The 10,248-nt window shown below is 41.7% G+C and carries 12 protein-coding genes and 1 pseudogene; 10 read left to right on the top strand and 3 right to left on the bottom strand.

The window, feature by feature from the left end:
- Positions 1-154: 154 nt before the first annotated feature.
- On the top strand, positions 155-331 hold the full coding sequence (locus tag AABK37_RS37655) for a hypothetical protein (protein WP_432556555.1): 177 nt from the start codon (positions 155-157) through the stop codon (positions 329-331).
- Positions 332-359: 28 nt separating this feature from the next.
- Here the strand turns inward: AABK37_RS37655 and AABK37_RS37650 are convergent, their stop codons facing one another.
- The 3 genes and pseudogenes from AABK37_RS37650 to AABK37_RS37640 all read right to left on the bottom strand — a co-directional run bounded on the left by AABK37_RS37650 (position 360) and on the right by AABK37_RS37640 (position 1,518).
- Positions 360-554 carry a DUF6887 family protein gene (locus AABK37_RS37650; RefSeq protein ID WP_432556554.1) on the bottom strand — a complete coding sequence of 65 codons (195 nt, stop codon included), beginning with the start codon at positions 552-554 and terminating at the stop codon, positions 360-362.
- Positions 541-732: pseudogene (locus AABK37_RS37645) on the bottom strand (DUF6888 family protein). Before AABK37_RS37645 ends, AABK37_RS37650 begins: the two are co-directional and overlap by 14 nt.
- A 6-nt stretch (positions 733-738) precedes the next feature.
- A complete protein-coding gene (locus tag AABK37_RS37640) occupies positions 739-1,518 on the bottom strand; it encodes a DUF4058 family protein (protein ID WP_432556553.1) in 780 nt (259 codons plus the stop codon).
- A gap of 11 nt (positions 1,519-1,529) precedes the next feature.
- Here AABK37_RS37640 and AABK37_RS37635 point away from each other — a divergent pair, with 11 nt between their 5' ends.
- The 9 genes from AABK37_RS37635 (at position 1,530) to AABK37_RS37595 (ending at position 10,114) form a co-directional block, all read left to right on the top strand.
- Entirely contained in the window at positions 1,530-1,694 is a 165-nt protein-coding gene (locus AABK37_RS37635; RefSeq protein WP_432556552.1) for a hypothetical protein, read from the top strand.
- Between the two features lie 254 nt (positions 1,695-1,948).
- Positions 1,949-2,524 (top strand): TerD family protein, encoded by a 576-nt coding sequence (locus tag AABK37_RS37630; RefSeq protein ID WP_432556551.1) that lies wholly within the window; start codon positions 1,949-1,951, stop codon positions 2,522-2,524.
- Between the two features lie 73 nt (positions 2,525-2,597).
- Positions 2,598-3,173: a TerD family protein gene (locus AABK37_RS37625; protein ID WP_432556550.1), complete on the top strand. Its 576-nt coding sequence runs from the start codon at positions 2,598-2,600 to the stop codon at positions 3,171-3,173.
- 10 nt (positions 3,174-3,183) lie between these two features.
- Positions 3,184-3,789, top strand: a complete 606-nt coding sequence (locus AABK37_RS37620; RefSeq protein ID WP_432556549.1) for a TerD family protein — start codon at positions 3,184-3,186, stop codon at positions 3,787-3,789.
- Between the two features lie 21 nt (positions 3,790-3,810).
- Positions 3,811-4,419 carry a tellurium resistance protein TerA gene (locus tag AABK37_RS37615; protein WP_432556548.1) on the top strand — a complete coding sequence of 203 codons (609 nt, stop codon included), beginning with the start codon at positions 3,811-3,813 and terminating at the stop codon, positions 4,417-4,419.
- 52 nt (positions 4,420-4,471) lie between these two features.
- Positions 4,472-5,116: a zinc-dependent metalloprotease family protein gene (locus AABK37_RS37610; protein ID WP_432556547.1), complete on the top strand. Its 645-nt coding sequence runs from the start codon at positions 4,472-4,474 to the stop codon at positions 5,114-5,116.
- A 155-nt stretch (positions 5,117-5,271) separates the two neighbouring features.
- Positions 5,272-8,238 (top strand): calcium-translocating P-type ATPase, PMCA-type, encoded by a 2,967-nt coding sequence (locus AABK37_RS37605; RefSeq protein WP_432556546.1) that lies wholly within the window; start codon positions 5,272-5,274, stop codon positions 8,236-8,238.
- 141 nt (positions 8,239-8,379) lie between these two features.
- On the top strand, positions 8,380-8,952 hold the full coding sequence (gene lepB, locus AABK37_RS37600; protein WP_432556545.1) for a signal peptidase I: 573 nt from the start codon (positions 8,380-8,382) through the stop codon (positions 8,950-8,952).
- Positions 8,953-9,085: 133 nt separating this feature from the next.
- Positions 9,086-10,114, top strand: a complete 1,029-nt coding sequence (locus tag AABK37_RS37595) for an aldo/keto reductase (protein WP_432556544.1) — start codon at positions 9,086-9,088, stop codon at positions 10,112-10,114.
- Positions 10,115-10,248 lie beyond the last annotated feature (134 nt).

The following is a 10,248-nucleotide window of genomic DNA, read 5'->3' as shown; positions in this document are numbered from 1 at the left end:
CATGTCAATCAAGTTCATAAAAATAATTGTGAACCTGTATCGTCAGCTAAATTGATATATTTGACTAGAAACGAATATAAAATGATTAAAGTTCTGCAATACCCAAGCAGAAGCAGTCGCGAATTTAGATCAAGTTCCCCAGACAGGTGCATTAGTGGCGATCGGTTATCCTAAATTCAAAGGTGGTTTGGGTGGTTATGCTCGTTTTATTGCCATCTGTCCTCCAAACTGGCAATATGGTGTTTCCGTCGGTCAGATTCCTGAATCTCCTTTGCCAAAAGCATCATTACCACTCCACTGGGATAAACAGCTTGGTGTCCGAATACGCTAGAACGCATTTGCCTAGAAAAACTGACTGGTTATAAACATAGTTTTTTCTTGAGTATTTGTTCCATTTCTCGGAAATCCTCATCAGTTTGAGGAAATGGATATTTCGGACTGTTCGGATTCCCTCGTTTGATTAAAGCTTCGATCGCATCATCTTCTTCTCGGTGAGCCAAAACATAGGCTCTCAATTCTTGACGGGTCATTCTGCTAAAGTCAGGCTTCGTCATCGTTAAACCTCGATTGACCATCAGGAAAAATCAGAATCTCTAGACTCTCAACCACACCAGCAAGGATAAACACTGTCTTGGTATTTTGGTTGTACCGAAATACATGTATAGGCTGATACCCATTCTAGAGCATCTGACATACTCTAACGCAGGCAAGAGCCTGTTCTGTAGTGGGCATACACTTTCAATAATCTGCTAATCTTGCCTGCATCCACTTAATATCAGTTTTGCTAAATGCTGGTGGTGGGGGAAGCTTGTTGTAATCAATTGACAAATCATACCCCGCTTCTGAGTAAATTGCATTGAGGGCAGCTTGTAAGTCCAGAACTGCGTCGGGGTCGGGTTCTCGCAGCGGAACGGGAATTGTGGGAAGGGTATCTTGTAATGTCACAGACCACACGTCGATAACCCCAGATCCTGCACGGGTAAGTGTAACCAAGTATGGTACATCTGGTAAGCGTGGGTGATTAAATGGACGGCTTCCTCGACGCAACAAGTCAATTTCAATGAGATGGACGTTGGCGTTATAGAGACGCAGGCGTTTTTTGCGGTAGTCAGTGATATTCGGTTCGCGCTTATTTGCAGGTGAGAGAATTTCAATACACGATACAAGTACGTTGTTGGTGGTGTCTCGAATTTCGATGGTGGGGACGCGGACTGTAACGGGTTGAATGACTGGAAGTGTAAGTTGTGCAGGTGTGGTGGCAATATTTGATTGGCGAGTGTCCGGTTCTGGTGTTGAGGTACGCTGTCGTATTTGCAACACTTCCACATCAGGGTAGAGGATGCCGATTTCGCACTCAGGAGATGTGTCTTCTACCACGTATATTTCCAACCGTGCGGCATATTTAGGACGTAACTGCGGTGCGAGAAAGGCGCGAAGTTTGCCGGAGAGTGCGTTATGGACATCGGGCCACAGTCCAGCTTCGAGATATGGGTCCATGCCGGGGAAAGGAGAGGGCATCGCAATTAAGTGTGGGCATACACTGTTATTTATATGATAGCGAGTACAACAATACCCTAAAAGACGTACTGCTCTTGGGGGCAATGACTACCTCATTTACAGGCGATCGCCTAATAATCGAAAAAATCTCGTATAAATTCACAGAACAAAACTGGCGACATTACTGTTTAGATTAATAAATAGCTTGAGTAATACCACTCAAAAAAATCAATTTTACAAATAAATAATTAAGTATTAATCCGTAATCAATTTGTAAAAAAAAAGACATAGCTGCCTAATTAATCTGTAAAAGTTGAAATAACAGCTTTTAATATCAGCAGACTTGAATAAATTAAAGCTGATTTTTTAGTAATGTTTTTGGTGCATTGCTATCAATTTTATACAGGTTTTTTTGCATATACATCATTTATCTTAAAAGGAAGATTGACGTATGACAATTACATTGACAAAAGGACAGCGTATATCCCTTGATAAAGTTGCCCCAGGACTGTCTGAAGTATTTGTTGGTTTGGGATGGGATGTTAAAGCCACAGACACTGGTCACGACTTTGATTTAGATTCATCTGTCTTTCTATTAAGTGCGAATGGAAAGTTGATTTCTGACGCTCACTTTATCTTCTATAACAATCAGACAAGTCCTGACCCAGACAAATCAGTTCAACATACTGGGGATAACCTGACAGGTGCAGGCGAGGGAGATGATGAAATCATCAAAATTGACCTCAAAAAAGTACCTGATAATATTCAAACAATTTTAATTGCTGTAACCATTCATGAAGCCGAAGCGCGGCGTCAGAATTTTGGTCAAATACAAAATGCATTTGTGCGGGTTGTCAATTCCCAGACAAATGAAGAAGTAGTTCGCTACGACCTTGTGGAAGATTACTCCACAGAGACATCAATGATTATGGCTGAACTTTACTTCAAAGAAGATCAATGGCGTATCAATGCTGTAGGGTCTGGTTATCAAGGTGGCTTACAAGCACTTCTTGAACGCTACAAATAGAGAATTCTTTGGCGACAAAACTGAAGCTTAGTCAAAGACAAGAACACTAAAAAAATTAAGGAGTTATCAAACAATGGCAGTTACGTTAACTAAAGGACAGCGCGTATCTCTTGACAAAGTTGCACCAGGACTTACTGAAGTATTTGTTGGTTTGGGATGGGATGTCAAAGCAATGGATACAGGCTTTGATTTTGACTTAGACGCTTCAGCCTTCTTACTAGGAAGTAACGAAAAACTAATTTCTGATAACCACTTTATTTTCTACAATAACCTCACCAGCCCAGATTCAAATAAATCAGTTCAACACACAGGAGATAATCTTACAGGCGCCGGCGATGGTGATGATGAAGTCATCAAGATTAATTTGCAAAAAGTTCCTGCTGAAGTTCAGAAAATTGTCATTACTGTAACCATCCACGAAGCCGCAGAAAGACATCAAAACTTTGGTCAAGTTCAAAATGCTTTTGTGCGTGTTGTTAATGCTCAAACAAGCCAAGAAGTAGTTCGATACGACTTAGTAGAGGATTACTCAATCGAAACTGCATTAATTATGGCTGAAATCTATCGTAAAGACGGAGAATGGCGTTTAAATGCCGTTGGCTCCGGCTATCAAGGTGGATTAAAAGCTTTATTAGACCGTTATAGCTAGGAGATTTATTATGGCAATTAGTTTGCAGAAAGGACAACGAATTTCACTTTCTAAAGAAGCCCCAGGTCTAACCAAAATGATGTGCGGACTTGGCTGGGATGTTGCAAAGCGATCGGGTGGCGGATTTTTTAGTAATTTTGGTGGCGGTGGTCATGAATATGACTTAGATGCATCTGTGATTTGCCTAGATGCGAATGGCAAATTAACAGCTAAAGAGAATATTATCTACTTTGGTAATCTTCAGCATTTATCGGGAGCAATCACTCACACAGGAGACAATTTGACTGGTGCAGGCGATGGCGATGACGAGGTGATTATTATCGATTTGCCTCGTGTACCTGCCCAAATTGCCAAGTTAATTTTTGTAGTTAACATTTACGAATGCATTGCTCGCAAACAAGATTTTGGTCAAGTCGAAAATGCCTTTGTGCGTTTAGTTAATAGTTCTAATAATAAAGAACTAGCTCGATATAATCTCTCTGGCAAAGATTATAACGGGATGACTGGGATGATTTTAGCTGAAGTGTATCGACACAATAATGAGTGGAAAATGGCAGCTATAGGCAATGGCATCAATGTCAATGGCTTAGGGGAACTTATTGCATCTTACTGTTGAATACTGAGGAAACTCATAATTATGGCTATTACACTTCAAAAGAGTGGCGATTCTCACAAGATAGACTTGAGTAAAGCTGGTAAATCTAAGCAGGTAACGGTTCATGTCAACTTGAATTGGAACCAGCAATCTAATCAAAACGCTGGATTCTTTAGTAAGCTGCTTGGAGGTAACAATGCCCCTGACCTTGATTTAGGTTGTATGTATGAAACAGTTAATGGTGCTAAAGGAGTCATCCAACCTTTAGGAGGAAATTTTGGAGCAAAAAATTCTCCCCCTTATATCTTTCTTGATAAAGATGACCGTACTGGGGCTGCTTCAGACGGTGAAAATATGTTCATTTACAGACCAGATACTATCAAACGAGTCATGTTTTTTGCTTTGATTTATCAGGGAGCGCCCGATTTTGGTTCTGTGGGTGGTCGGATGCTTTTCAAAGTTAGTAATGGCGAAGAAATTTATCTCGAACTCAATAATCCAGATAAAAATCGACCTTTATGTGCAGCAGCTATGGTGAGCAATCTCGGATCTCAAGTAACGATTTTGAAGGAAGAGAAATACTTTGGCGGACACAAAGAAGCAGACGATTATTATCGTTTTGGCTTTAATTGGGTAGCTGGCTCAAAATAAAATGTCGCTTTACGATCGCCTGAATCTTACTAAAACTAATCGTAAGCTTCAAATGCCAATTTGGGAACGGATTAACCTGACTAGACCGCCAAAACTGCGCTGTCAAGGTTGCCGTTCCCGTATCCAAACTAACTGGCGAGTATGTCCGTTTTGTGGATGGTTGATTGCTGGGAAAAACAGCGAAATCCGTCATTGTGTCTGGGTCGATCTTTCAGGTATGAATATCAGTACTGAGGACGATGTAATGCTAGAAATTATCGCCGATTCCCTAGCTCAAGTCTTCAGTGCTTTTAGAAGTGTCAATCTTTTCTTAACTTCAGATCCACCTGATGAAAAACAGTGGGGGCAAAACTTTACCCATGTCTATGTGTTTGTCGATCAACAGCCTGTTGACTATCTGGGAATTGCTAGTTTTAGTCATGGCAAAGTTACAGACCGTGCTGCTGTTCGCATAGACCAAATACTTAATGCTTCTTATCGGGCAAGTCGGAATATTAGCCAATTGTCGAACTTAATTGCTAATACTATCACCCACGAAATCGGTCACACTTTAGGATTAGACCACTCTCAACTGCCAACAGATGTGATGCACGATGGGTTAGATCATCGAATTCACAGCTTGATGCCTCCCTCGTTTCATGCTGAACAAATCATCTTGATGAATAATGCCATTCGCAAACATAAAAGCTCGGCATAGCGTTTTTAAACGCAGAGTAACGCTGAGTAAGCGCTAAGGTACGCAGAGTTTTTAGTTACGATATTGGACAATTTTATCCTAAATATTAGTCAAAATTTGAGTTTTTATGTGGGATTTAGAGAGTTTATTGCTTTTGAGGATTGAAGAGATTTAACATGCTTACTAATGATAATAATAAGGTTCAGAAAGCTCAATTACCTTTTACAGGATTAACTTCTGAACAGGTCAAGGTCAATCGCGAAAAGTACGGTGCTAATATTCTCACTCCTCCAAAACGCGACCCTTTGTGGAAATTGTTTTTAGAAAAATTTGAAGATCCGGTAATTCGGATTTTAATGATTGCGGCAGCGATCGCTATTAGTGTGGGGATTTTTGAGGGTGAATATGCTGAAGGCTTGGGGATTGTAGCTGCTATTTTATTAGCGACTACTCTCGCCTTTGTCAACGAATATAAAGCGAGTCAAGAATTTGATATCCTGAATCAAGTTTACGATGAAGTTGCAATTAAAGTTATCCGAGATGGCAACTTTACCACCATTCCCCGCAAAGATTTAGTTGTCGGTGATATTGTATACGTCGAACAAGGTGAAGAAATCCCGGCTGATGGACAAATTTTAGAGGAAGTCTCTCTAGAAATCGACCAGTCAAAAATCACCGGCGAAGCAGAACCAGTTAAAAAACTTACTCAAGCTGACTTCTTAGCTGAAGGTATCAAAGAGCAAACTTACCCCGCTGACAAAGTTTATCGCAGCACGATGGTTGAGCAAGGATATGGTTATTTAGAAATTATTGCCGTTGGTGATAATACTGAAATTGGTAAATTATCCACAGCGATCGCTTCTGTAGAAACTCAAGAAGAAACTCCGCTTAATCGTCAATTAGAAAAACTTAGCAAACTAATTGGCGTAGTTGGTCTTGGCTTTGCTGGTGTCACTTTTTTATCTTTGCTGGTACGCGGTTTTGTCACCAAAGAGTTAAGCCTGAGTTCTCAACAGTGGTATGTTGTTGGACTGTTAATTGCTAGTGTGTTAGTGGCACTTAGTCGAGTGTGGCTACCTGTGATTTACGATGGTTTAGAGTTAGCTGGTAGTAAACTTGCAGCACCAGAATGGTTAGAAAACAATGGTCTGATTAGCTGGCTGAAAACTGTTGGTATAGGGCTTGTAATTTTCGCTGTTGGGCTTGGTTTAGGCTATCCTCTGGGACTAATTCCTGGTTCTGTGAATAACTGGGTGCCTGCTAGTGTTGCTAAAGCCTTGCTGCATTATTTCATGGTAGCTGTAACGATTATTGTCGTAGCTGTTCCAGAAGGGTTGGCGATGAGTGTTACTCTCAGCCTAGCCTATAGTATGAGAAAGATGGCTGCATCAAATAATTTGGTACGTCGGATGCACGCTTGCGAAACTATCGGTTCCGCGACAGTGATTTGTTCTGATAAAACTGGCACTCTTACCCAAAATCAAATGCGGGTGCATGAAGCCGATTTTCCTAGTTTGAATTCTCAATTGATGCCAGCAGTTAGAGATGTGCAAGCGTTAATTGCCGAAGCGATCGCTACTAATAGTACTGCTGATTTAGAGAAAAAACCTTTAACTGCTCCTCGTGCTATTGGCAACGCTACCGAAGGAGCTTTACTTTTATGGTTAGATAGTCAGGAAATTGATTATATATCCTACCGGGGTAACTTTCAAATTAAAAACCGAATGCCCTTTTCTGGTCAGAAAAAATACATGGGTACAATCGGCACTTCATCTGTAACCGGGGAGGATGTACTTTATATCAAAGGAGCGCCAGAAGTAATTTTAGAACGTTGTTCGCACATTTTGACAGAACAAGGGCTAGAACCACTAAAGCAGAAAGCAGCGATCGCATCTTTAATTAAAGAATACCAAAAGCGAGGAATGCGGGCGCTTGGATTTGCTTACCACGATGTCCCCCAGTATTCAAGTGAGACGGATTTAGATGAAATTGCTCACAACATGACTTGGCTGGGGTTTGTGGCAATTATAGACCCCTTGCGTCCAGAAGTACCTGATGCCATTGATGCTTGCTTACATGCAGGGATGCAGGTAAAAGTTGTCACAGGTGATAACTCCGAGACAGCGAAAGAAATTGCCCGTCAAATTGGACTTTGGGAAAAAGATGATGATTTTAACAGTGGTTATCTGCATTTAACCGGTCAACAATTTGCCCAACTCAGTGACTTTGAAGCAAGTCAAGCAGTGCTGGAATTAAAAATACTTTCCAGAGCGCGACCGCTTGATAAACTAAGGTTGGTGAAACTGTTACAAGCTCAAGGTGCGGTGGTAGGTGTCACTGGCGATGGTACAAACGATGCTGCGGCACTCAAACAAGCCCAAGTAGGTTTAGCAATGGGGAGTGGTACAGCGATCGCCAAAGAAGCTAGCGACATCATTCTCCTTGACGATTCTTTCGGTAGTATTGTGAATGCAGTTGTCTGGGGGCGATCGCTTTACCAGAATATCCAAAGATTTATTCTGTTTCAATTAACCATCAACGTTGTCGCTTTGGGAATTGCTTTAATCGGTCCATTCATCGGAGTCGCGCTTCCTCTAACTGTCACTCAAATGTTGTGGGTGAACTTGATTATGGACACTTTTGCGGCTTTGGCTTTAGCAACTGAACCTCCCAATCAAAAGGTCATGCAGCGTTCTCCCCGTCACCCAGAAGCCTTTATTGTCACCCGAACAATGGCACAGAATATTTTTTCTGTTGGGTTAGGATTTTTGATATTTCTGATTGGGTTCTTACGTTACATTCGCCGAGACGGAGATATAAGTACTTATGAACTTTCTGTGTTCTTCGCCGTATTTGTAATGTTACAGTTTTGGAACTTGTTTAATGCTCGATGTCTGGGGTTAAAGCAATCTGCTTTTACAGGCTTGTCTAAGAATAAAGGATTTGTGGCGATCGCTATCACCATCTTAATCGGACAGATATTGATTATTCAGTTTGGTGGTAGCGCATTTAGAACAGTGCCTTTATCTTTCATCGACTGGATAAGTATCATTGCCGGAACATCTACAGTGCTTTTGGCTGGGGAGTTATGGCGCTTCAGTACACGGCGAAGATGGAAAAATCGTCTTGGTAAATCCTATTAAAAGAAGTCAGAAATCAGTCTTTTAAAAAACGGTAGAGTAATTTAACTCTCTACCGTTTTTTATGCGATCGCTTTTTCGATTATTTAGCGTCACAATAATCAAGTATTGTTATAACTTGTTTAATAACAGCTGAAAATTTCTATGACTCTTCACGAAAGTGACGCAAAAAAGACTTCTGCGTCGTCGAAAGTATGGCGTATTTGGCAGGAAAATCTGACGTTAGTAGCGATCGCCTTATGTCTTGCCCTCTTAATCCGCACATTTATCGCCGAACCGCGCTACATTCCCTCTGATTCGATGTTGCCAACATTATACACAGGCGATCGCTTGGTGGTAGAAAAAATCTCCTACAAATTCCACCCCCCCCAAACTGGGGATATCATCGTATTTCAGCCACCACTAGAACTGCAACGTCGCGGATATCCCAAAGACCAAGCTTTCATCAAGCGCGTCATTGGTGAACCAGGGGAAGTAATTACCGTTGTCAAAGGTAAAGTCTATCTCAACGGGCAACCCCTGCAAGAAGACTACATCGCTGAACCAGCAAATCAGCCCTTTCCACCCGTGACAGTCCCCAAAGATGAATTTTTTGTCATGGGAGACAACCGTAACGATAGCAACGATTCTCGTTACTGGGGGTTTTTACCGAGAAAAAACATCATTGGTAAAGCAATTTTCCGTTTTTGGCCCCTCGATCGCATTGGATTGATTTAACTTATATACCTCAAGTGCCTACCTTAGGATAGAAGACGAAACAACACTAAGTAAACCATTTGACTGATGTCGCTCCAAGCTCAGAGATCGAAGATTGTCTATTAGGAACTAACAAAAGTTAAGGATAGACTTCGTGGATATCAACAGACGAGATTTCCTGAAGACAGCTTCGATTTCCGGTTTGGCTGCGGGACTAGCAGCTTCTGAAGGTTTTCTCAGTCCACTTTTAGCGGCAACACCTCAACAGACAACCAGAAACGGTGATATGATTTACCGCACGCTGGGACGCACAAAAGAGAAAGTCTCTGCGATCGGTTTGGGCGGTCATCATATCGGACGGCAAAAAGACGAGCAAGAAAGCATTAAAATTATCCGCAGTGCGATCGACCGTGGAATTAATTTCATGGATAACTGCTGGGATTACCACAACGGAGGTAGCGAAATTCGCATGGGTAAAGCGTTGCAAAACGGCTACCGCCAAAAAGTCTTTTTGATGACCAAATTTGATGGTCGCACCAAGCAATCTGCTGCGAAGCAAATAGACGAGTCTCTGAAACGTCTACAGACGGATCGTATCGATTTAATCCAATTTCATGAAGTTATCCGTTTAGAAGACCCAGACCGGATTTTTGCCCCAGGTGGTGCAGCAGAAGCAGCGCTAGAAGCGCAAAAAGCGGGTAAGGTTCGCTATATCGGCTTTACCGGACACAAAGATCCCTTGGTTCACCTGAGGATGCTAGAAGTTGCCGCTCAAAATAACTTCCGTTTCGATACAGTGCAGCTGCCACTTAATGTTATGGATGCCCATTTTCGCAGTTTTGAGCGTGCAGTTTTACCCAGATTGGTACAAAATCAAATCGGTGTGCTGGGTATGAAATCAATGGGCGATCAAATTATTCTTAAGAGTAATACAGTTAAGCCTATTGAGTGCCTGCATTACGCAATGAACCTGCCAACTTCAACTGTAATTACAGGCATTGACAGTATGGAAATTCTCAACCAAGCGTTTGAGGCAGCACGCACATTTAAGCCGATGAGTCAAGAGCAAACCGCAGCTTTGCTTGCAAAAACTGCTAAAGTCGCTGCCAAAGGTGAGTACGAATTATTTAAGATTAGCGATCGCTTTGACGGTACAGCTAAGAATCCAGAGTGGTTGGGGTAGCTACTACAAAGGTGAAATTTGCAAGTTTCACCTTCTGAAGCTCAAGTTTCACCTTCTGAAGCTCAAGTTTCACCTTCTGAAGCTCAAGTTTCGAGTTCGGAACTCGAAGTTTCACCTTCTGAAGCTCAAGTTTC

The organism is Tolypothrix sp. VBCCA 56010, from assembly GCF_050875635.1.
Lineage (GTDB): Bacteria > Cyanobacteriota > Cyanobacteriia > Cyanobacteriales > Nostocaceae > Hassallia.
Note: the sequence above shows the minus strand (reverse complement) of the source record. Positions and strands in the feature narration are given on the sequence as shown.

Bases quoted from the DNA above. Each gene is read 5' to 3' on its own strand.
- AABK37_RS37620 (WP_432556549.1), top strand. From the start codon at position 3,184: ATGGCAATTAGTTTGCAGAAAGGACAACGAATTTCACTTTCTAAAGAA.
- lepB (WP_432556545.1), top strand. From the start codon at position 8,380: ATGACTCTTCACGAAAGTGACGCAAAAAAGACTTCTGCGTCGTCGAAA.
- AABK37_RS37605 (WP_432556546.1), top strand. From the start codon at position 5,272: ATGCTTACTAATGATAATAATAAGGTTCAGAAAGCTCAATTACCTTTT.
- AABK37_RS37615 (WP_432556548.1), top strand. From the start codon at position 3,811: ATGGCTATTACACTTCAAAAGAGTGGCGATTCTCACAAGATAGACTTG.
- AABK37_RS37650 (WP_432556554.1), bottom strand. From the start codon at position 554: ATGACGAAGCCTGACTTTAGCAGAATGACCCGTCAAGAATTGAGAGCC.
- AABK37_RS37610 (WP_432556547.1), top strand. From the start codon at position 4,472: ATGCCAATTTGGGAACGGATTAACCTGACTAGACCGCCAAAACTGCGC.
- AABK37_RS37630 (WP_432556551.1), top strand. From the start codon at position 1,949: ATGACAATTACATTGACAAAAGGACAGCGTATATCCCTTGATAAAGTT.
- AABK37_RS37625 (WP_432556550.1), top strand. From the start codon at position 2,598: ATGGCAGTTACGTTAACTAAAGGACAGCGCGTATCTCTTGACAAAGTT.
- AABK37_RS37640 (WP_432556553.1), bottom strand. From the start codon at position 1,518: ATGCCCTCTCCTTTCCCCGGCATGGACCCATATCTCGAAGCTGGACTG.